General features: G+C 62.4%; 23 protein-coding genes. 14 read left to right on the forward strand and 9 right to left on the reverse strand.

Annotated elements, in window-relative coordinates; translation table 11 throughout:
• Positions 1-39 precede the first annotated feature (39 nt).
• The 8 genes from livH (at position 40) to BLQ55_RS10270 (ending at position 6,391) form a co-directional block, all read left to right on the forward strand.
• A complete protein-coding gene (gene livH / locus BLQ55_RS10235; protein WP_060738894.1) occupies positions 40-963 on the forward strand; it encodes a high-affinity branched-chain amino acid ABC transporter permease LivH in 924 nt (307 codons plus the stop codon).
• Positions 960-2,216, forward strand: coding sequence for a high-affinity branched-chain amino acid ABC transporter permease LivM (locus tag BLQ55_RS10240; protein ID WP_060738895.1), 1,257 nt, complete (start codon positions 960-962; stop codon positions 2,214-2,216). Before livH ends, BLQ55_RS10240 begins: the two co-directional genes overlap by 4 nt.
• Positions 2,213-2,980 (forward strand): high-affinity branched-chain amino acid ABC transporter ATP-binding protein LivG, encoded by a 768-nt coding sequence (livG, locus tag BLQ55_RS10245; RefSeq protein ID WP_060738896.1) that lies wholly within the window; start codon positions 2,213-2,215, stop codon positions 2,978-2,980. Before BLQ55_RS10240 ends, livG begins: the two co-directional genes overlap by 4 nt.
• Positions 2,981-3,682 carry an ABC transporter ATP-binding protein gene (locus tag BLQ55_RS10250; RefSeq protein WP_003184675.1) on the forward strand — a complete coding sequence of 234 codons (702 nt, stop codon included), beginning with the start codon at positions 2,981-2,983 and terminating at the stop codon, positions 3,680-3,682.
• 277 nt (positions 3,683-3,959) lie between these two features.
• Complete coding sequence (locus tag BLQ55_RS10255) at positions 3,960-4,265, forward strand: BufA1 family periplasmic bufferin-type metallophore (RefSeq protein WP_092203965.1); 306 nt, start codon at positions 3,960-3,962, stop codon at positions 4,263-4,265.
• Between the two features lie 25 nt (positions 4,266-4,290).
• Complete coding sequence (locus tag BLQ55_RS10260) at positions 4,291-5,160, forward strand: MNIO family bufferin maturase (protein ID WP_092253690.1); 870 nt, start codon at positions 4,291-4,293, stop codon at positions 5,158-5,160.
• Complete coding sequence (locus tag BLQ55_RS10265; RefSeq protein WP_092253692.1) at positions 5,157-5,915, forward strand: HvfC/BufC N-terminal domain-containing protein; 759 nt, start codon at positions 5,157-5,159, stop codon at positions 5,913-5,915. Before BLQ55_RS10260 ends, BLQ55_RS10265 begins: the two co-directional genes overlap by 4 nt.
• Positions 5,912-6,391, forward strand: a complete 480-nt coding sequence (locus tag BLQ55_RS10270) for a DoxX family protein (RefSeq protein WP_092253694.1) — start codon at positions 5,912-5,914, stop codon at positions 6,389-6,391. Before BLQ55_RS10265 ends, BLQ55_RS10270 begins: the two co-directional genes overlap by 4 nt.
• Positions 6,392-6,524: 133 nt before the next feature.
• Here the strand turns inward: BLQ55_RS10270 and BLQ55_RS10275 are convergent, their stop codons facing one another.
• A complete protein-coding gene (locus BLQ55_RS10275; protein ID WP_092203973.1) occupies positions 6,525-7,439 on the reverse strand; it encodes a LysR family transcriptional regulator in 915 nt (304 codons plus the stop codon).
• A gap of 104 nt (positions 7,440-7,543) precedes the next feature.
• Between BLQ55_RS10275 and BLQ55_RS10280 the strand changes: the two genes are divergently transcribed.
• The 3 genes from BLQ55_RS10280 (at position 7,544) to BLQ55_RS10290 (ending at position 10,566) form a co-directional block, all read left to right on the forward strand.
• Complete coding sequence (locus tag BLQ55_RS10280) at positions 7,544-8,143, forward strand: short chain dehydrogenase (RefSeq protein ID WP_092253696.1); 600 nt, start codon at positions 7,544-7,546, stop codon at positions 8,141-8,143.
• Between the two features lie 61 nt (positions 8,144-8,204).
• The gene (locus tag BLQ55_RS10285) at positions 8,205-8,879 is read left to right on the forward strand and encodes a COG3650 family protein (protein ID WP_092203985.1); all 675 of its coding nucleotides are present in this window, start codon (positions 8,205-8,207) and stop codon (positions 8,877-8,879) included.
• Between the two features lie 73 nt (positions 8,880-8,952).
• Positions 8,953-10,566 carry an NAD(P)/FAD-dependent oxidoreductase gene (locus BLQ55_RS10290; RefSeq protein WP_092203977.1) on the forward strand — a complete coding sequence of 538 codons (1,614 nt, stop codon included), beginning with the start codon at positions 8,953-8,955 and terminating at the stop codon, positions 10,564-10,566.
• 123 nt (positions 10,567-10,689) lie between these two features.
• Here BLQ55_RS10290 and BLQ55_RS10295 read toward each other — a convergent pair whose 3' ends face one another.
• Entirely contained in the window at positions 10,690-11,784 is a 1,095-nt protein-coding gene (locus tag BLQ55_RS10295) for a PLP-dependent cysteine synthase family protein (RefSeq protein ID WP_092253698.1), read from the reverse strand.
• Between the two features lie 269 nt (positions 11,785-12,053).
• On the opposite strand from BLQ55_RS10295, the gene nhaA reads away from it, so the two are divergent.
• Positions 12,054-13,241, forward strand: a complete 1,188-nt coding sequence (gene nhaA, locus BLQ55_RS10300; RefSeq protein ID WP_092203981.1) for a Na+/H+ antiporter NhaA — start codon at positions 12,054-12,056, stop codon at positions 13,239-13,241.
• A gap of 214 nt (positions 13,242-13,455) precedes the next feature.
• Here nhaA and BLQ55_RS10305 read toward each other — a convergent pair whose 3' ends face one another.
• Positions 13,456-13,920, reverse strand: a complete 465-nt coding sequence (locus tag BLQ55_RS10305; protein ID WP_047228399.1) for an outer membrane lipoprotein — start codon at positions 13,918-13,920, stop codon at positions 13,456-13,458.
• 171 nt (positions 13,921-14,091) lie between these two features.
• Between BLQ55_RS10305 and BLQ55_RS10310 the strand changes: the two genes are divergently transcribed.
• Positions 14,092-14,376, forward strand: a complete 285-nt coding sequence (locus tag BLQ55_RS10310; RefSeq protein ID WP_092253700.1) for a hypothetical protein — start codon at positions 14,092-14,094, stop codon at positions 14,374-14,376.
• Here the strand turns inward: BLQ55_RS10310 and pdxH are convergent.
• The 4 genes from pdxH to dinG form a co-directional block, all read right to left on the reverse strand.
• Entirely contained in the window at positions 14,324-14,971 is a 648-nt protein-coding gene (gene pdxH, locus BLQ55_RS10315; RefSeq protein ID WP_092205462.1) for a pyridoxamine 5'-phosphate oxidase, read from the reverse strand. The genes BLQ55_RS10310 and pdxH overlap by 53 nt on opposite strands.
• A 24-nt stretch (positions 14,972-14,995) precedes the next feature.
• A complete protein-coding gene (locus BLQ55_RS10320; protein ID WP_092253703.1) occupies positions 14,996-16,132 on the reverse strand; it encodes an OmpA family protein in 1,137 nt (378 codons plus the stop codon).
• Positions 16,133-16,249: 117 nt separating this feature from the next.
• Complete coding sequence (locus tag BLQ55_RS10325) at positions 16,250-17,395, reverse strand: serine hydrolase domain-containing protein (protein WP_092253705.1); 1,146 nt, start codon at positions 17,393-17,395, stop codon at positions 16,250-16,252.
• Between the two features lie 237 nt (positions 17,396-17,632).
• On the reverse strand, positions 17,633-19,777 hold the full coding sequence (gene dinG / locus BLQ55_RS10330; protein ID WP_092205459.1) for an ATP-dependent DNA helicase DinG: 2,145 nt from the start codon (positions 19,775-19,777) through the stop codon (positions 17,633-17,635).
• 99 nt (positions 19,778-19,876) lie between these two features.
• Between dinG and BLQ55_RS10335 the strand changes: the two genes are divergently transcribed.
• Entirely contained in the window at positions 19,877-20,341 is a 465-nt protein-coding gene (locus BLQ55_RS10335; protein WP_092253707.1) for a DUF2269 family protein, read from the forward strand.
• A gap of 125 nt (positions 20,342-20,466) precedes the next feature.
• Here BLQ55_RS10335 and BLQ55_RS10340 read toward each other — a convergent pair whose 3' ends face one another.
• Positions 20,467-21,225, reverse strand: a complete 759-nt coding sequence (locus BLQ55_RS10340; protein ID WP_092253709.1) for a hypothetical protein — start codon at positions 21,223-21,225, stop codon at positions 20,467-20,469.
• Entirely contained in the window at positions 21,218-21,490 is a 273-nt protein-coding gene (locus tag BLQ55_RS10345) for a DUF1145 domain-containing protein (protein ID WP_092205456.1), read from the reverse strand. Before BLQ55_RS10345 ends, BLQ55_RS10340 begins: the two co-directional genes overlap by 8 nt.
• Positions 21,491-21,532 lie beyond the last annotated feature (42 nt).

The following is a 21,532-nucleotide window of genomic DNA, read 5'->3' on the forward strand; positions in this document are numbered from 1 at the left end:
CACCAGTGAAATGCGTATCAGGTTTTTAGGAGCGCTGTAATGCCTGACATCTATCACTTCTTCCAGCAGCTGGTTAACGGCCTGACCGTTGGCAGCACGTATGCCTTGATCGCCATCGGCTACACGATGGTCTACGGCATCATTGGAATGATCAACTTCGCCCACGGCGAGGTGTACATGATCGGCTCCTACGTGGCGTTCATCGCCATCGCCGGGCTGAGCATGATGGGACTCGACAGTGTCCCGCTGTTGATGACCGCGGCGTTTCTCGCGAGCATCGTCGTCACCAGCTCCTATGGCTACAGCATCGAACGGATCGCCTACCGCCCCCTGCGCGGCAGCAACCGTCTGATCCCGCTGATCTCCGCCATCGGCATGTCGATCTTCCTGCAGAACACGGTACTGCTTTCGCAAGACTCCAAGGACAAATCCATTCCCAACCTGATCCCGGGCAACTTTGCCATCGGGCCAGGCGGGGCACATGAAGTGCTGATTTCCTACATGCAAATCGTGGTGTTCGTGGTGACCCTGGTCGCCATGCTCGGCCTCACGCTGTTCATCTCCCGTTCCCGCCTCGGCCGCGCCTGTCGCGCCTGTGCCGAGGACATCAAGATGGCCAATCTGCTGGGCATCAACACCAACAACATCATCGCCCTGACCTTCGTCATCGGTGCGGCCCTGGCGGCCATCGCCGCGGTGCTGTTGAGCATGCAATACGGCGTGATCAACCCCAACGCCGGCTTCCTCGTGGGCCTGAAAGCCTTCACCGCCGCGGTACTGGGCGGCATCGGCAGCATCCCCGGGGCGATGCTCGGCGGGCTGGTGCTGGGCGTGGCGGAAGCCTTTGGCGCCGACATCTTCGGCGACCAGTACAAGGACGTCGTGGCGTTCGGCTTGTTGGTTCTGGTTCTGTTATTCCGGCCGACCGGCATCCTGGGCCGCCCGGAGGTTGAGAAAGTATGACTAGGCATCTCAAATCGGCGCTTTTCAGCGCCCTGCTGGTCTGGGCCGTGGCCTACCCGGTACTGGGTCTTAAACTGACCATCGTCGGCATCAACCTGGAAGTGCACGGCACCAGCCCGGCGATCCTGGCGACCATCGCCGTGTGCTCGCTGCTGATGTTCGTGCGCGTGCTGTTCAGCACACAGATCAGCGCGGCGTGGAAGTCCTCGCCCGGCCTGCCGGTGATCCCGGCCAAGGCCAGCCACTTCCTGACCCTGCCGAGCACCCAGCGCTGGATCGTGCTGGGCCTGATCGTCGTGGCCCTGGTGTGGCCGTTCTTCGGCTCTCGCGGCGCGGTGGACATCGCCACGCTGATCCTGATCTACGTGATGCTGGGCCTGGGCCTGAACATCGTCGTAGGCCTGGCCGGCCTGCTGGACCTGGGTTACGTCGGCTTCTACGCCGTCGGCGCCTACAGCTACGCGCTGCTGTCCCACTACTTCGGCCTGAGCTTCTGGATCTGCCTGCCGATCGCCGGGATGATGGCCGCCACCTTCGGTTTCCTGCTGGGTTTCCCGGTCCTGCGCTTGCGCGGCGACTACCTGGCGATCGTGACCCTGGGTTTTGGCGAGATCATCCGCCTGTTCCTGCGCAACCTGACCGACATCACCGGCGGCCCGAACGGCATCAGCAACATCGAGAAACCGACGTTCTTCGGCCTGACCTTCGAGCGTAAAGCCGCCGAGGGGCTGCAGACCTTCCACGAGTACTTCGGCCTGGAATACAACTCGATCAACAAGGTGATCTTCCTCTACCTGGTTGCCCTGTTGCTGGCCCTGGCCGCGCTGTTCGTCATCAACCGCCTGCTGCGCATGCCGATCGGCCGCGCCTGGGAGGCACTGCGTGAAGACGAAATCGCCTGCCGTGCCCTGGGTCTCAACCCAACCGTGATCAAACTGTCGGCCTTTACCCTCGGCGCTGCGTTCGCCGGTTTTGCCGGCAGCTTCTTCGCCGCCCGCCAAGGCCTGGTGACGCCGGAATCCTTCACCTTCATCGAGTCGGCGATCATCCTCGCCATCGTGGTGCTGGGCGGGATGGGCTCGCAGCTGGGCGTGATCCTGGCGGCGATCGTGATGATCCTGCTGCCGGAAATGATGCGTGAATTCAGCGAATACCGCATGTTGATGTTCGGCGCCTTGATGGTGCTGATGATGATCTGGCGTCCTCAAGGTCTGCTGCCTATGCAACGCCCCCACATGGAGCTGCGCAAATGAGCCGCGAGATCCTGAAAGTCGAAAACCTGAGCATGCGCTTCGGCGGTTTGCTGGCGGTCAACGGCGTGGCCCTGACCGTGAAAGAGAAGCAAGTGGTTGCCCTGATCGGGCCCAACGGCGCGGGCAAGACCACCGTGTTCAACTGCCTGACCGGCTTCTACCAGCCCACCGGCGGCACCATCCTGCTGGACGGCGAGCCGATCCAGGGTCTGCCCGGCCACCACATCGCCCGCAAGGGTGTGGTGCGCACCTTCCAGAACGTGCGGCTGTTCAAGGACATGACGGCGGTCGAGAACCTGTTGATCGCCCAGCATCGTCATTTGAACACCAACTTCTTTGCCGGCCTGTTCAAGACCCCGGCGTTCCGCAAAAGCGAACGCGAGGCCATGGAGTACGCCGAGTACTGGCTGGACAAGGTCAACCTCACCGAGTTCGCCAACCGTACCGCCGGCACCCTGGCCTACGGTCAGCAACGGCGCCTGGAAATCGCCCGCTGCATGATGACCCGTCCGCGGATCCTCATGCTCGACGAGCCGGCCGCCGGCCTGAACCCCAAGGAAACCGAAGACCTGAAAGCCCTGATCGGCGTGCTGCGTGAGGAGCACAACGTCACCGTGCTGCTGATCGAGCACGACATGAAGCTGGTCATGAGCATTTCCGACCACATCGTCGTCATCAACCAGGGCACGCCCCTGGCCGACGGTACGCCGGAACAGATCCGCGACAATCCTGAAGTGATCAAAGCCTACCTGGGGGAAGCGTAAATGCTGCAGTTCGAAAACGTTTCCACCTTCTACGGCAAGATCCAGGCCCTGCACAGCGTCAACGTCGAAGTCCGCCAGGGCGAAATCGTCACGCTGATCGGTGCCAACGGTGCCGGCAAATCCACCCTGCTGATGACGCTCTGCGGTTCGCCCCAGGCCCACAGCGGCAGCATCCGCTACATGGGTGAGGAACTGGTGGGCCAGGACTCGGCGCGGATCATGCGCAAGAGCATCGCCGTGGTACCTGAGGGCCGCCGGGTATTTGCCCGGCTGACCGTGGAAGAAAACCTCGCCATGGGCGGATTTTTCACCGACAAGGGCGACTATCAGGAACAAATGGACAAGGTCCTGCACCTTTTCCCACGCCTGAAAGAACGCTTTACCCAGCGCGGCGGCACCATGTCCGGCGGCGAACAGCAAATGCTCGCCATCGGCCGTGCGCTGATGAGTAAACCCAAGCTGCTGCTGCTCGACGAGCCTTCCCTGGGCCTGGCACCGATCATCATCCAGCAGATCTTCGACATCATCGAGCAACTGCGCAAGGATGGCGTGACGGTGTTCCTGGTGGAGCAGAACGCCAACCAGGCGCTGAAAATCGCCGACCGGGCGTACGTGCTGGAGAACGGCCGGGTGGTGATGCAAGGCACCGGCGAGGCGTTGCTGACCGACCCGAAAGTGCGCGAGGCGTATCTGGGGGGTTGAGTCTGTCGCAGTAAAAGAAACGGCCTTCGGGCCGTTTTTTTTTGCTCGGACCGCCCGCAATCCCCTGTGGCGAGGGCGCTTGCTCCCGCTGAGCTGCGCAGCGGCCCCAAGATTTTGCGGTTGCTGCGCAACCGAGCGGGAGCAAGCTCCCTCGCCACAGGGTTACGCGTATCTAAAAAATAATGAGATCGCGCTGTAACGCTTTCCCACCTCCCTTCTCTAGTTCAGCAGACCGGCGCTAACGCCGGTTCATTTCCCTGAAGACTGGAGAATCACCATGACTGCTTCGACTCGCACCCTGTCCGCCGCTGCCTTGGTCCTGGCCCTGGGTTCTGCCCTGAGCATGACTGCCGTCTCGACCGCTCACGCAGCCGACGACAACATGGAAAAATGCTTCGGCGTCGCCCTCAAAGGCATGAACAACTGCGCCGCCGGTGCCGGCACCACCTGCGCCGGTACCGCAAAGATGGACTATCAGCCCAACGCTTGGAAATCGGTCCCTAAAGGCACTTGCACCACCCTTGAAAGCAAGACGTCCCCCACCGGTTTCGGCCAACTCCAAGCGTTCAAAGCCAAGTCCTGATCACCTCTGCCTGAGGCCTGCCGCCATGTCGAATGTCCCTTCCCTCTCCACGGATACCCGGCTGCCGCCAAGAGCAGGGTTGGGGCTCAAGAGTGCGCATTTTCGTGAGGTGCTCCAGACCCGACCGGACCTGGGTTTCTTCGAGGTGCACGCGGAAAACTACATGGTGGCCGGCGGGCCGCTTCATCACTTCCTGGGGCTGATACGCGAACAGTACCCGCTGTCGTTGCACGGCGTCGGCCTGTCGATCGGTGGAGAGGAGCCGCTGGATGTTGCGCATTTGCAGCGCCTGGCCGCCTTGATCGAACGCTATCAGCCCCAATCCTTTTCCGAACACCTAGCCTGGTCCAGCCACGGCCCGGTGTTCCTCAATGACTTGCTCCCCCTGGCCTATGACGAAGCAACCCTCGACCGGGTCTGCGAACATGTCGACCAGGTGCAGTCCAGCCTCAAGCGCACGCTGTTACTGGAAAATCCGGCCACCTACCTGGCCTTTGAAACCTCGACCTTCGACGAGCCACAGTTCATGAGCGAAGTGATCCGTCGCACCGGCTGCGGCCTGCTGCTGGATGTGAACAACGTCTACGTTTCGTGCATCAACCATTGCCGCGATCCATTGGCCTACCTCGACGCCCTGCCTCTGCAAGCGACCGGCGAAATTCACCTGGCCGGCTTTGCCGAAGATTCCGACAGCCTCGGCGAGCGCTTGTTGATAGACGATCATGGCGCCCCCATCGACCACGCGGTCTGGCAACTGTATCTCCAGGCACTGGAGCGGACCGGGCCGATCGCCACCTTGATCGAACGCGACAACCATGTCCCGGCATGGGAGGTGCTGCTGGCCGAAGCACGCCAGGCCGATCAACTGTTGAGCGCCGCCGGAGCCCGGCCATGAGCAACCAGCACGCATTTGCCGCCGCCCTGCTCGACCCGCGCAAGGCGTGTCCGTCCGGCCTGGTCAGCACCAATGGAGCGGGCCCGGAAAGCCGTTTCGCGGTGTACCGCAACAACGTGCTCAGCTCATTGATCAACGCCCTGGCCGACAACTACCCGGTGGTGGCGCAACTGGTGGGCGAAGAATTCTTCCGGGCCATGGCCGGGGTCTATGCCCAATCGACGCCGCCGCGCAGCCCGGTGATGAACGACTACGGGGGCGACTTTGCCGAGTTCATCGAACACTTCGAACCCGCCGCCAGTGTGCCTTACCTGGCGGACGTCGCTCGGCTGGAGCGACTGCATGTGCAAGCCTGGCATGCCGCCGACGCCGAGCCCATGGCGCAAGAACGAATCGTGGCGGCGCTGTCGTCCCCCGCGCTGGCGGGGCACCTGAAGATCGGGCTTCACCCGTCACTGCGGCTGCTGCAATCCCCCTACGCCGTGGTGACGATCTGGGCCGCTCATCAGCACCAGGCGCCCGTACCGTTCGAAACGTTTCCCCCGCAAAACGCCTTGGTGCTGCGCAACGGCCTGGACGTAGAGGTGTTTGCGATCAGTCACGCTGCCCATGGGTTCATCGCAGCCCTGCAACAAGGGTCTTCCCTGACGGCGGCCATCGAAGCCTCAATCGATCTTGACCTGGAACAGACCCTGGCGGGGCTCATCCGCCACCAGGCCATCACCCATCTCCTAGCCGAACAGGTATCCCCATGAACGCCCTGATTGCCGGTTTCATTCAATGGCTGGAGAAAATCCCCCACAGCCTGATCGCCTTCGTCGCACGCTTCTCGATTGCCGCCGTGTTCTGGAAATCCGGCCAGACCAAAATCGAAGGACTGGCCATCGACCTGTTCGACGGCACCTTCCAGATCGCTCTGCCGCGGCTGGCGGACTCGACCATCCCCCTGTTCAAAAGCGAATATGCCCTGCCGCTGCTGTCGCCGGAACTGGCCGCGCACCTGGCGGCCTCTGCCGAGCATGTCTTCCCGGTACTGCTTCTGTTTGGCCTGGCGACACGCTTTTCGGCAATGGCCTTGCTCGGCATGACCTTGACCATTCAGGTGTTCGTCTACCCGGACGCCTACCCGACCCATGGCACCTGGGCGGCGGTCTTGCTCTACCTGATGGCCCGTGGACCGGGGGTGTTGTCGATCGATCACCTGATAGCCAAGCGTTACGCCCACGACTGAACACAGATCCCCTCACAGCCCCCTGTAGGAGCGAGCTTGCTCGCGATAGCGGTGGGTCAGCTTGCACGAATACCGGATGTACCACCGCCTTCGCGAGCAAGCTCGCTCCCACAAGGGATATCAAATGGCCGGGTTATCGCTGTAGCCGATCCAGCGCCTCGCCGCTGCGCTTGAACCAGTCGATCAAATAGTCGGCCAGCACCTGGGTGCGCTTGGGCAGGCCGCCCTGGTACGGGTGCACCAGGTACATCGGCATGCGCCGGGTCTGGTAGTCGCGCAGCAGCCAATGCAGGCGTCCGTCCGCCAACGCTTCATGCAGCAGGTACGACGGCAGCCGGGCGATTCCGGCACCGGCCAGGGCGGCTTTTTTCAGCAGGCTGTAGTGATTGCTGGCGAACGGTCCCGACACTCGGACCCGCAACAGTTCGTGTTGTTGGTGGTAGAGCCATTCTTCCCGGCCGCTGTAGTGACTGTTGAGCAGACAGCGGTGCTCGGCCAGGGCCTGGGGCGTCTCAGGCTCGCCATAGTGTTCGAGGTAGGCCGGGCTGGCGCAGGTCATTTCGTGCCACGCCAACAATGGCCGGGCCACCAGCCGCTCATCGATGGCGGCGTCGGAACGGATCGCCAGGTCGAAACCATCGCGGCTCAAGTCACGGTAACCGTTGTTGAGCTCCAGTTCGATCTGCACATTGGGGTACGTGCGAGCGAACTCCATCAGCAAGCCCTCGAAGAAGGTTTCACCCAACGAAACCGGAACCGTCATACGCACCGGCCCGCAAATGTCATCCTTCAACCGAGCCAATGCCTGACGTGCCCTTTCCACCTGCACCAGCAGCGCCTGGGCCTGAGGCAACAGCGCCGCCCCGGCCGCCGTGAGGCTCAAGCGCCGAGTGGTGCGTTGCAGCAATACCACCGAAAACCGATTCTCCAACAGGCTGATGCGCTTGGACAACTGGCCCTTGCTGCACCCCAATTGCTGGGCCGCCAAGGTAAAACTGCCGGCCTCCATCAACACGGCGAACGCCGCCAGGTCATCCATTTCGCTCATTGGATTGTTTCCAAATGAAAACCAAAGGTTGCCTATTAGCATGATTATCACTGGAAAGAACCCCTCTAGACTGAAAACTCATTCAACCCATTAAGGAACAGCTCATGAAAATCCTCTTGATCGGCGCCAACGGCACTATCGGTTCGGCCATTGATAAAGAACTGTCGCCCCGCCACGAAATCGTTCGGATCGGCCGCCACAGCGGCGAATTGCAAGTGGATATCAGCGACAGCGCCTCGATTCGCGCCCTGTTCGAGAAGACTGGCCGTTTTGACGCCCTGGTCTGTGCCGCCGGCAACGTCACCTTTGCGCCCCTGGCCGACATGACCGAAGACAGCTTTGCCCTGGGCTTGAAAGACAAGCTGATGGGCCAGGTCAACCTGCTGCTGATCGGTCGCGAATTCGCCAATGACGGCGCGTCCTTCACCTTCACCACCGGCGTGCTCAGCCACGACCCGATCAAGAGCGGTGCTTCGGCGGCCCTGGTCAACGGCGCCCTGGACAGTTTCGTGCGCGCCGCGGCAATCGAGTTGCCACGGGGCCTGCGGGTCAACACGGTGAGCCCGAACGTGCTGCTGGAAGCCATGGACAAATACGCGCCTTATTTCCGCGGTTTCAAACCCGTACCCGCAGTGGATGTGGCATTGGCCTACGCCAAGAGCGTCGAAGGCCTACAAACCGGTCAGACCTTTCACGTGGGCTAACACCCCTTGTGATGCAGGATCAGTCTGAGTAACGTGGCGGCACTTGTCTGGAGACCCAATGATGCGTGCCGCCCGCTCCCTGCTGTTTGTCGCCCTCCTGCCGCTGTTCACCGGCTGCCAATTGCTCGACACCCCACGTCAGAGCGCCTCCCACGCCGGCCAGACACGCCTGCAAGGCGAACTCACGGCGGCCGATGGCAAACTGGTGTTCCAGCCGTGCCAGGAACAGCGCCGCTACATCGTCAACGACAGCGGTGGCACCAGCGTGCTGCAACAGGCCGCCAGCCTGGCCGATGACCGGGGCAAGCTGTTTGCCGATGTACGTGGCCGTATCGTTTCCAGCGCAGCGGCCGGCACCGACAGTCAGTTGGACGTTGAACAGCTATATCGCCTGGAGCGCTCGGGAACGGCTTGCGAAGACGTCGACTTCAAACGAGTGATCCTGCGCGCCGCGGGGCACAGCCCGGAATGGACGCTCAAGGCCAGTGGCAAGGGCCTGGTGCTGGACCGCGAAGGCCAGCCGCCGCTGGCGGTGCCTTACGTCGAGGAGCAATTGGGCGATGGCCGCTTCAACCTGGGCACCGAGGCCAACGGCCAGAAAGTCGAGCTCTGGGTCACACCTGCGCGTTGTGTCGACAGTGTCAGCGACAGCGTGCAACACATGAGCGCCGAGTTGCGGGTCAACGGCCAGGTCCAACGCGGCTGTGCCTACTTCGGCGGCGCGCGCGACGACTGATTCGCAGCTTTTGGCTTATAATCGCCGGTTCACGCCCTGGTGCAGTTGTGCATCCCGCGAACCGGACCCCGCCATGTTACGAATCACCGAACTCAAGCTGCCAATCGATCACCCCGAAGAAGACCTGCGCCCTGCCATCGTGCAGCGCCTGGGCATCGCCAGCGATGACCTGCTCGACTTCACCCTGTTCAAGCGCAGCTACGATGCGCGCAAGAAATCCTCCGAACTGTGCTTCATCTACACCATCGACCTGACGGTGCGTGATGAAGCCAGCCTGCTGCGCAAGTTCGCCGATGACCGTAACGTCAACGAAGCGCCGGATGTCAGTTACAAAGTGGTGGGCCAGGCCCCGGCCGACTTGAACGAGCGGCCGATCGTGGTCGGCTTCGGCCCGTGCGGGATTTTCGCCGCCCTGTTGCTGGCGCAGATGGGTTTCAAGCCGATCATCCTCGAACGCGGCCCGGAAGTGCGCCAGCGCACCAAGGACACCTGGGGCCTGTGGCGCAAAAGTGTGCTCAACCCCGAGTCCAATGTGCAGTTCGGTGAAGGCGGCGCAGGGACGTTTTCCGATGGCAAGCTCTACAGCCAGATCAAGGACCCGAAATTCCTTGGCCGCAAGGTCCTGCACGAATTCGTCAAGGCCGGGGCGCCGGAAGAAATCCTCTACGTCAGCAAGCCGCACATCGGCACGTTCCGCCTGACAGGCGTGGTGGAAACCATGCGTGAGCAGATTCGCGCCCTGGGCGGCGAAGTACGCTTCCAGCAACGGGTCACCGATGTGCTGATCGAAGACGGCCAACTGGTCGGCGTCGAATTGGCCGGCGGTGAACGCATTCATTCGAAACACGTGATCCTCGCCCTCGGCCACAGCGCCCGAGACACGTTCCGTATGCTCCACAGCCGTGGCGTGTACATGGAAGCCAAGCCGTTCTCGGTGGGTTTCCGCATCGAACACCCGCAATCGCTGATCGACAGCGCGCGCCTGGGCAAGTACGCCGGCCATCCGAAACTCGGCGCCGCCGACTACAAACTGGTGCACCACGCCAAGAATGGCCGCTCGGTGTACAGCTTCTGCATGTGCCCGGGCGGCACCGTGGTAGCGGCGACGTCCGAGCCGAACCGCGTCGTCACCAACGGCATGAGCCAGTATTCGCGCAATGAGCGCAACGCCAACTCTGGCATCGTCGTCGGCATTACCCCGGAAGTGGATTATCCGGGTGGCCCGCTGGCCGGTATCGAGTTGCAGGAACGCCTGGAGTCCCACGCGTTCGTGCTCGGCGGCAGCAACTACGAGGCCCCGGCGCAACTGGTGGGCGATTTCATCGCCGGCAAGCCGTCTACGGCACTGGGCAGCGTCGAACCGTCCTATAAGCCTGGGGTGTCCCTGGGGGATCTGGCCCTGGCCTTGCCGGACTTCGCCATCGAAGCCATCCGCGAAGCCTTGCCGGCATTCGAGAAACAGATTCGCGGCTACTCGCTGCACGACGCCGTGCTGACAGGCATCGAAACCCGCACCTCATCGCCCCTGCGCATCACCCGCAACGAATCGCTGCAGAGCCTGAACGTCAAAGGCCTGTTCCCGGCGGGTGAAGGCGCCGGTTATGCGGGCGGGATCCTGTCGGCGGGGGTGGATGGGATTCGGATTGCCGAAGCGGTGGCGCGAAACATTCTCGGCCTCGAAGCCTGACAGTTGGCCCTGTGGGAGCGAGCTTGCTCGCGATGGCGGCCTGGCATTCAACACAGATGTTGGCTGATCCACCGCTATCGCGAGCAGGCTCGCTCCCACAAGGGACCCCGGGGTTTTCAAGATTCAGATATTGGCCCGCAACACACTCTCCGGCAGTGCCTCGCCCCGCTCCACACTCGCCGCCACGATGTCCATCAGCCCGCTCAACTCATAGCCTTGGGCCTTGAGCCATGTCGGGTCGTAATAGGTCGTGGCGTAGCGCTCGCCGCCGTCACACAAGATCGCCACGATCGACCCCGACTCCGCTGCATCCGCCATCTGCCGGGCCGCCATGAGTGCGCCGATCAGGTTGGTGCCGCTGGACCCGCCGACCCGTCGTCCCAGACGCCCGGCCAGGTAATGCATGGCCGCCAGCGATAAGGCGTCCGGCACCTTGACCATCGCATCGATGACGTTCGGCAGGAACGACGCTTCGACTCGCGGCCGGCCGATACCCTCGATGCGTGAACCGCAATCCAGGCGCAGGCTGGCGTCGCCACTGCGGTAGTAATCGAAGAACACCGAACGCTCGGCGTCGGCACACAGCACACGGGTGCCGTGCTGGCGGTAACGGACATAGCGTCCCAGGGTGGCCGTGGTGCCGCCGGTGCCGGGGCTGGAGATCAGCCATGTGGGCTCCGGATGCCGCTCGAAGCGCATCTGCTGGAAGATCGATTCGGCAATGTTGTTATTGGCCCGCCAGTCCGTGGCCCGCTCGGCATAGGTGAACTGGTCGATGAAATGCCCGTCATGCTCGCGGGCCAGACGCTCGGATTCGGCGTAGATCTGCGTAGGATCATCCACCAGGTGGCTCTGACCGCCATAGAAAGCGATCTGTGCGATTTTTTCCCTGGAGGTGGTCGCCGGCATCACCGCAATGAACGGCAGGCCCAGCAACCTGGCGAAGTAAGCCTCGGAAATCGCCGTCGAGCCACTGGAGGCCTCGATCACTGGCGCACCTGGCTTGAGCCAGCCGTTACACAACGCATAGAGAAACAGCGAGCGGGCCAACCGATGCTTGAGGCTGCCGGTGGGATGACTGGACTCATCCTTGAAGTACAGCTCGATGCCCGGCAGGCCAGGCAGCGGCAGCGGAATCAGGTGGGTATCGGCGCTGCGCTGGAAGTCGGCCTCGATGATGCGGATCGCTTCACGAGCCCACTGGCGATGGTCGTTCATGGTGTGTTTGCTCACTGATCGTATTCAGCGTGGGGAGATCACGCGGTCGTGCAGGCACGGCTGGAGTTCGGAAAAACCAGACGACAGCTTAGGAAAAAACCGACATCACGCACAGGTACAGCTAAGGTCCAATATGACCCGTAACTGCCGACCGCGTGGCGCAGGCCTTGTAACGACATATAACAAAAAAGAATATAACTTTTGTTTTAACAACTAACAGTACGGGTTAGGGTGTGCCATCTTTTTGATTCGATACATGGAGAGCGATCGTGGCTCTACGCAATTCTCTGACACGTTTTTTTCAACTGGAGGCTGCCAGCGGCCTGCTGCTGATCGCCGCCGCCGTACTGGCCCTGGTCATCAACAATTCACCGCTGTCCTGGTTGTATAACGGCCTGCTGGACACCCCGGTGGTCGCCCAGGTGGGCGCCCTGAAGATCGCAAAACCCCTGCTGCTGTGGATCAACGACGGCCTGATGGCGATGTTCTTCCTGCTCATCGGCCTCGAAGTCAAGCGTGAAGTACTCGACGGGCAACTATCAAAGCCGTCGCAAATCGTCTTGCCGGGCGCGGCGGCGATTGGCGGCATGGTGGTGCCGGCGCTGATCTACTGGTTTCTCAACCGCGACAACCCGGCCGCCCTCGCCGGCTGGGCGATTCCGACGGCCACTGACATCGCGTTCGCCCTCGGCGTGCTGGCCTTGCTCGGCAAGCGAGTGCCGGTGTCGCTCAAACTGTTCCTGATGACCCTGGCGATCATCGATGACCTGGGCGCCATTATCATCATCGCCATCTTCTATTCCGGCGCCCTGTCGACCTTGTCGCTCATGCTGGCGGCCGCCTGCATCGCCGTGCTGGTGGCGATGAACCGGATGGGCGTGGTCAAGCTCGGGCCCTACATGGTCGTGGGCCTGATCCTCTGGGTCTGCGTGCTCAAGAGCGGTGTCCATGCAACATTGGCCGGGGTCACCCTGGCGTTCTGCATTCCGCTGCGCACGAAAAACGCCGAGACTTCGCCGCTGCTCACCCTGGAACATGCCCTGCATCCCTGGGTGGCCTACGGTATCCTGCCGCTGTTCGCCTTCGCCAACGCCGGCCTGTCCTTGAGCGGCGTCACCGTCGAGAGCTTCACCCATCACGTGCCGATGGGCATCGCCATCGGCCTGTTGCTGGGCAAGACCGTCGGCGTCTTCGGCCTGACCTGGCTGACCGTGAAAATCGGCATCGCCAGCCTGCCCGCCGGCGCCAATTGGGGCCAGGTACTGGGCGTGGCGATCCTGTGCGGGATTGGTTTCACCATGAGCCTGTTCGTCGGCTCCCTGGCGTTCGAGCCGGGTGTGAGTGACTACGCTGGCATGGACCGGATGGGGATCCTCACCGGTTCGATCCTGGCGGCGTTGCTGGGTTATGCGGTGACGGCAGCGGCCAGTCGCAAGCGGGCGGCATTGCCTTCCTGATACTTTCCAACACGTCTTTAAGTCGTTTCGGGTCCTCAATATCCGGCCCTACCAGTAACTGATGGACAAGTAGAAGTATGGTTGGTGTGTATATCCGTTTCTGCGGTAACGGATATGCCCCCCCAAAAAAACCAACAAGTATCGAGCCCCAAGAAACAAAAACGGCGCTTTCCCATTCAGGAGAAAGCGCCGTTTTTTCTTACCTGACTCCCACTTAGTGCGATACGCGACTCGTACCATCCACAGTGGAAATACGAACCCGCTCACCCACACGGAACACCTCGTTTTCCTGAACCTGCTGCACATAGGCACGCATGCTGCCGTCATCTTCACGAACGGTAATTTCCACACCCTGGGTACGAGTCAGGCCTTCTTCAGTGGCGGAACCAATCAGGCCGCCCGCCACGGCGCCGATCACGGCAGCGACGATGCTGCCACGACCACCACCGATGGCGCTGCCGCCTACACCACCGACCACAGCACCGGCCGCACCGCCGATTGGGGTCTTGGTGCCTTCGATCTTGACCGGACGCAAGGCTTCGATCGTGCCCATGCGAATCGTCTGCACGCGACGCGCTTCGTCACGGGAGTAGGAGTCACCGGTCAGGCTCGACTGACAGCCAGTGAGCAACATCGCCATCGTGGAAAAGGAAGCAACCAGCAAAACAGACTTACGCATAGCATCAAACTCCAAAAGACAGGGATTCATTAAACTCCGCAGCTTGACGCCTGTCACGGCCTCGCCGGGATAAAATTGCTTTCATTCAGGTGGGATACAGGCGCGCCCGAAAAATTCACCAAACAGTAGCGTCAATTTCCGAAACCTGCGTCATCAACCCTGGAATTTTTCATGGATTATTTCATTATCGTCGCCACCACCGTGGCCGGTTTGTATTTCCACTGGTGGCTGTACGTGCGGATCAAACGCTGGGTGGATCGCGATCTGGCGCTTTCACTGGCGGGGCCGGATGGGCAAAAGAAAACCTACATGTTGCAACAATTGGCCCGCGCCCAGGCACAAGGCATCAAGCGCCGCGACCTGCCGCAATGGCTCCAGAGCGCCGCGGCAGGTTATCCCGATGCTAAGGCGCCAGACGTTCGCGAGCCCACTGCGCCCCTTGCAGGCGATAGTTGAGGCGATCGTGCAGGCGGCTCGGACGGCCCTGCCAGAACTCGATGCGTTCGGGCAGCAGGCGATAACCGCCCCAATGCTCGGGACAGTGTGGCTGGCTGTCGCTGAAGCGCTGCTCGGTGGCCTTGAGCAGGTCTTCCAGTTCGCCGCGCCCGGCAATCACCCGGCTCTGGGGTGACGCCCAGGCGCCCAAGCGGCTGCCCAGCGGACGGACTTGGTAGTAGGCGTCCGATTCCTGCGCCGTGACCTTCACCACCTTGCCCTCGATGCGCACCTGGCGCTCAAGGGTCGGCCAGAAAAACGTCATGGCCGCAAACGGGTTCGCAGCCAGTTGCTGGCCCTTGGCGCTGTCGTAGTTGGTGAAGAACGTGAAGCCCTGGGCATCCAGGCCCTTGAGCAGCAGGATCCGGCAGTGCGGACGTCCCTGCTCATCCACCGTGGCCAGGGTCATGGCGTTGGCCTCCACCGGGGCCTGTTCGGTCTTTACCGCGTCGGCGAACCATTGGTGGAACAGGGCGAACGGCTCGGCCGGGGCTTGCGCCTCGGTCAGGCCATCGCGGGTGTAGTCGCGGCGCATATCAGCCAGCGCTTGGGTCATGGCGCATTCCTTGTGGTTAGCCCATCACTGCTTGGGGGTATCGGCGGCCGCGACTTTCTTGGTATCGGTGGCGGCTTTGGCCGGTTGGGGCTTCTTGGCTGGGGTAGCGGGCTTGGCCGCGACCTTCTTTGCAGGCACCTTGGTCGCGGCTTTCTTGGCCGGTGCTTTCTTGGCTGCGGCTTTGGTGGTCGAGGCCACCGCTTTTTTAGCCGCAGGCGCAGGCGCCGGGGCGGCAGGCTTCACATCCTGGGCGGCAACCATCGTCACTGGAGCCGGGGCCGGCATGTTGTACTTGCTCAGCAGCGCAACCATGGTGTTGGCCGGCGTGACCAGCAATTCCACACGACGGTTCAAGGCGCGCCCCTCAACGCTGTCGTTGGCCGCGCGTGGCGCCACTGCGCCCATGCCACGCAGCATCAGGCGATCACGCTGCAGGCCACTGAGGCGGAAAATCGCCGCCACGGCCTGGGCACGCTCCTGACTGAGCTTGAGGTTGGCCGGTACGGCGCCCGAGGTGTCGGCGTGACCAAGGATCAGCACGGCAGTCTTCGGGTCGGCTTCAAGGAGCTTCGCCACGCGGGTGAACGGGCCGAGGGTCACGGGCAGCAGCATCGCCGGACGGTCCGGGTTGAAGGAACTGTCCACGGGCGCGGTGACCACCAGCACATTGTCGCGGCGCTCGAGTTCGAGCTTGCTGTCCTGGATCGCCGTGCGCAGCTTCGGCTCGTAGTCGTCGAGCCAGGCCTGGGTGACTTTCGGATCGGGCATCGGCACCGCCTTGGCGGTTTCCTGGTCCTTGCCGCCGAACGGCCACCACCACTTGCCATTGCTTTCGGCTTCGGCCTTGGCAACAGCTGTCGGCGCCTTGGCCTCAGGCTTGGCTTGCGCGTCTGCCTTTGCTTCGACTTTTCTGGCGGCGTCTGCGGCGGTTTCCTCGGAAGAGAACGGCCACCACCAGTGGCTGGCACTCTCGGCCTTGGCTTGCGGTGCGACAGCGGCAGGCTTCAGGGGCGCCGCTGGCGCCGTTTCCTTGGCCGCCACCTTGTCGGAAGAGCCGAACGGCCACCAGCCGCCGCTGCCCTCGGCATCATTTTGTGGGTTTTGTGCGCAACCGGTGATAGCGAAGCACAGCGCCAGAGCGAGGGTTTTATTCGATGACATTGGATATCCACAAAATGATCTAAATGAAAAAACAAGGCCATGTCTTGGCCGCATAAACAGACGCTTCGAAACTTAAAAGGACACGAGGTTCCTGTGTCCATGGCCTTCAATGGCGCTTTATAGACAAGTGGCAAGCACCCGCGCAAGATTTTGCGCGCGCGGGTCCATCAAAACGTAAGGCCCAAGCGTGTTGGTCACGAAACCGAACGCTACATCATGTTCGGGATCGGCAAACCCGATGGAGCCCCCGGCCCCCGGATGACCGAACGCCCGTGGGCCGAGGCCGTAGGTCGCGTTCGGCACATCCGGCTGGTCGAGCATGCAACCCAGGCCGAAACGGGTCTGGGTCAACAACGTCTTGTCCTCGCCAAAGCTGTGCTGGCGAGTCAGTTCGTCGAGCATTTCACCTTCCAGCAGGCTGCCGTCCAGCAACCCCGCATAGAACCCGGCCAGGCTGCGGGCATTGCCGTGGCCATTGGCCGCTGGTTGTTGCATGCGCCGCCATTCCGGCTTGTTGGTGCTGGTCATGATCGACGGTGGGTTGGTAAAGGCCCGTGTGGTCATGGCCGTCGGTTCGCGCATCGTCACCTGCAGCAGGCGCTGGGCCGCCGCATCGCCGGCGTTGCCTTTGCCACGGGCGATGTGGGCCACGCGATGGAACTCGTCGTCGGCCAGGCCAACGTGGAAATCCAGGCCCAACGGCTTGGCGACGCGGGCGACGATGGACTCCCCCGGCCCTCGACCATCGGCCCGGCGCAACAGCTCACCCACCAGCCAGCCGTAAGTGATCGCGGCATAACCGTGGCCTTCGCCCGGCGTCCACCAAGGTGTTTCGGCAGCCAGGGCATCGACCATGGCTTGCCAGTCATAAAGCGCTTCGGGCGGCAGCAATTCATGCAGCGCCGGCAGCCCAGCCTGGTGGCAAAGCAGTTGGCGCAGGGTGATGGATTGCTTGCCGGCCGCAGCAAACTCTGGCCAATAGCGGGCTACCGGGGCGTCCAACTGCAACTTGCCTTCGGCCACCAGTTGCAGGGCGGTGACGGCGGTGAATGTCTTGGTGCAGGAAAACAGGTTGGCGATGGTGTCGCTGTGCCAGGCTTCATGGCCATCCTTGTCGGCGGTACCGGCCCACAGGTCGATCACCGTGCGACCACCCACCTGGATGCACAACGCCGCGCCACGTTCCTGGGGATCATCGAACAGCGCCGCGAACGCTTCACGCACCGCCTCGAACTGAAGCTCATAATGGCCTTGAATCTGCACCCGCAACTCCCTTGAAACAAAGACTTTTTAGAGTGGCTGGCATTGTTTCAGGCATTAGGTCATTTGGGAACCGCCACAGGACGGCTGGCTAAGCATGCCCCTGTGGCAAGAAGAACCTGTGGGAGCAAGGCTTGCCCGCGACGAGGCCTGTGAGGTCTTTCTGAGACCCAGGTGCCTTCATCGCGGGCAAGCCTTGCTCCCACAAATACATGGTTTCACCGTGAAATCGCAGCAGCCTCAGGAAATCTCCCGCCGAAATGGCGGCAATGCATTGAGGATTGCCTTGCCATAGCGCTGGGTGACCAGCCGTCGGTCAAGCAAAGTGATGGTGCCGCGATCCTCTTCGGTACGTAGCAAGCGGCCACACGCCTGGACCAGTTTCAGCGAAGCGTCCGGCACGGAGATTTCCATGAACGGATTGCCACCGCGGGCCTCGATCCACTCGGCCAGCGCCGCCTCCACGGGGTCGTCGGGAACCGAGAACGGGATCTTGGCAATCACCACGTGTTCGCAATAGGCACCGGGCAAGTCCACGCCTTCGGCGAAGCTCGCCAGGCCGAACAGCACGCTGGAGTCCCCACCGTCGACCCGTGCCTTGTGCTTGTTCAGTGTTTCCTGCTTCGACAGGTTGCCCTGGATGAACACCTGCTTGCGCCAGTCACGATCAAGGCCATCGAACACGTCCTGCATCTGTTTGCGCGAGGAAAACAGCACCAGCGTGCCCCGGGAGCCTTCCACCAGTTCCGGCAGGTCGCGGATGATCGCCGCAGTGTGGGCGGCGGCATCCCGTGGGTCGGCCTTGAGGTCGGGCACCCGCAGCACGCCGGCGTCGGCGTGATGGAAGGGGCTCGGGACCACGGCGGTCACGGCTTTCTTCGGTAGGCCAGCGCGCATGCGGAAGCGGTCGAACGTGCCCAGGGCGGTCAACGTGGCGGACGTCACCAGCGCGCCATAGGCCACGTTCCACAGGTTGCGCCGCAGCATTTCCGCGGCCAGGATCGGGCTGGCATTGACCTCGATGTCGAACAGCGAACCGCTTTCGGCCAGGGTCAGCCAGCGCGCCATCGGCGGGTTGTCTTCCGGGTCTTCGGCGGTGAATGCCGTCCACAGCTCCCAGTTGCCCTGGGATCGGGACAACAGGCTGCCAAACAGCGGGTACCACTCCTCGGCCTGGTTGCTGGCGATACCGATGTTGACCTCGCCGTCCATGCCTTCCTTGAGCAGGTCGGTCAGGCGCGTGAACAGGTCGGTCAGGCGTGCGAAACCTTTCTTGAGCTCGATGCCCATTTCGCGCATGTGCTCAGGAATCACACCGCCGACGAAGCGATGGCGTGGCCGCTCGCGGCCCTCGACGTCTTCGCCGGGTTTGAAATCGGCCACTTGCTCGCACGCGGTGAACATGAACTGCTGATTCGTCTTGATTTCCCGTGCCAGCTCGGGCACTTGCTCGATGAACTTGCCCAGGTCACCCGGCAACGGATGCTGGGCCAGCAGCTTGGTGAGGTTCTTGGCGGTGGTTTCCAGCCAGTCGGCGGTGGAACGCAGCCGGGTGTAATGGGCGAAATGGCCGATGGCCTTGTCCGGCAGGTGATGGCCTTCGTCGAACACGTAGATCGTGTCGCGCGGGTCCGGCAGCACCGCACCGCCGCCCAGGGCCAGGTCGGCCAGGACCATGTCGTGGTTGGTGACGATGACGTCGACCTTGCCCATGCCTTCGCGAGCCTTGTAGAAGGCGCACTGGCCGAAGTTCGGGCAATGGCGGTTGGTGCACTGGCTATGGTCGGTCGTCAGGCGGGACCAGTCAGCGTCTTCCAGCGCCGTGGACCAGCTGTCGCGGTCGCCGTCCCATTTATTGCCCGCCAGTTTCTCGATCATGCTGGTGAACAGCTTCTGGCTGGCTTCATCCACCTCGATCCTGAAGCCTTCTTCTTCGAACAACTGGGCCGTGGCGGTCTGCGCCTGGCCTTCCTGGAGCAACATGTCGAGCTTGGACAGGCACATGTAGCGCCCGCGGCCCTTGGCCAGCGCGAACGTGAAGTTCAGCCCACTGTTGCGCATCAGGTCGGGCAGGTCCTTGTAGACGATCTGCTCCTGCAGGGCGACGGTGGCCGTGGCGATCACCAGGCGCTTGCCGGCGGCCTTGGCGGTGGGAATCGCCGCCAGGCTATAGGCCACGGTCTTGCCGGTACCGGTGCCGGCCTCCACCGCCACGACGGCGGGCTCGCCGCTGCGCCGGCCTTCGTCGTCGGTGTCGATGTCGCCCAGGACTTTTGCCACTTCGGCAATCATCAGGCGCTGGCCATATCGCGGCTTGAGGCTCTTGGCTTCGAGAAAACGCGAATAGGCGCCCTGGATCGTGGTTTTGAGTTCGGTGCTGATCATGAATGGTCGGGCGCTAAAAACGCTGGATAAATTTTCAGTGGTTCGGATCGGCGGCTATCATACCCCGCTAATGAATCCTGCGCAGAACGGAGTAACCCAATGACACCCTTTGCCCTTGTCTACACCCTGCATTTACTGGCGGCCCTGGTCTGGGTTGGCGGCATGTTCTTCGCCTGGATGATCCTGCGCCCCGCCGCAACGACGGCGCTTGAGGGCCCTGCCCGGCTCAAGTTGTGGGTAGAAGTGTTTCAGCGTTTTTTCGTCTGGGTCTGGGTCGCGGTCGTGCTTTTGCCGATCAGCGGCGTAGGCCTGATCCATCTGCGCTTCGCCGGTTTCGAAACCGCGCCGCGTTATGTGCAGGTGATGATGGGGTTGTATGTGGTGATGACGGCGCTGTTTATCCGCATCCAGGGCTTGCAGCTGCCCGCATTGCGCAACGCCGTGACGGCTCAGGACTGGCCGACGGGTGCGGCGGTGCTGGGGAAGATCCGGCGGTTGGTGGGAAGCAATCTGTTGATCGGGTTGCTGGTGGTGGCGATTGGTGCGGCGCGACCGATGTTCTGAAAATCACATAAAGCCCTGTGGGAGCGAGCTCGCTCGCGATGACGGCATGTCGGGCAATACTTCACCGACTGACACAACGCCATCGCGAGCAAGCTCGCTCCCACAGGTTCAGATCAGATTTTTCGTCAGAACCGCTGCACCGTCACCGTCCCCGCCGCCCCGGCAGGCCCTGGCTGGCCATCGGCGCCAGGACGGCCGCTTTTGCCGCCATCGGCGGTGTAGACCAGGCACCCCTTGGCCTTGCCTCCCGCCCCGGGTTTGCCGCCGTGCCCCGCCGCGCCACCGGCACCGCCGTCCACCGTCACCTTGATCTGCTCGGCAGGGTAGGCCCGGGGCAGTTCGAGGCGTACCTGCGCGCCAGCGGCTCCCGGCTGGCCATCACTGCCATTGCTGCCGTCGGCACCGCGACCGGCCGAACCCCAGGTGCAACCCGGCGCCTGGCCATTGGCACCGTCAAGACCGACAAAACCCGGTGCACCGGTGCCGCCACGGGCGTCCACCGACAACAACGGCGCATTCAACACCGTGAAATGCAGGTTCAGATCACGCCCCGGCCGCGCGGCCTTGGTGTAGGTCCCCGGGGCGCCGCGTGACGTGATCTGGCTGCCCTCGGCCAATTCAGCCTGGGCCACTTTCATTTCCAGTACCTGCTGCGCCGGCACGATGGCGATCCGCGCTTCACGCCCCAGGTGCAACTGATCGATGGTCAATTCAGTGACATTGGAAGGCACCAGCAACGTGCCGTAATCGGCCACGTCCAGTCGTTCCAGGGTCAGGGTGCTGGTGGTATTGGGCAGGCGCATCAACGAATGGCCTTCGACCTGGAGCACCTGGGCCGAAGCCCATGGGCAGATGAGTGCGGCAAGCAGACACAGTTTACGCATGGGAAGCCTCTGGTGCGGTCGGGAGGGTTTGCACGTGGAAGATGCCGAACAGCAGCACTCTGAGGCGATCGCGGCCAGGCGCGGGGCGGCCACGGAAACTGGCCCGGAACAACAACAGTTCCAGCAGATGGAGTACCAGCAGAAACGCGCCGGCGACATTGACCAGCAAATGCAGCGGATGGACGAACGGCACCACCAGATTGACCAGCACCACCAGCCAGAACAGCAGGGTCAGCAAGCGCCCCAGCCCCCAAAACACCTTCATACGCCCCCCTGATCGAGCATTATTCTTTGCCCGCACAGTAAC

The organism is Pseudomonas sp. NFACC13-1 (genome assembly GCF_900104425.1).
GTDB classification, from domain to species: Bacteria; Pseudomonadota; Gammaproteobacteria; order Pseudomonadales; family Pseudomonadaceae; genus Aquipseudomonas; species Aquipseudomonas fluorescens_AA.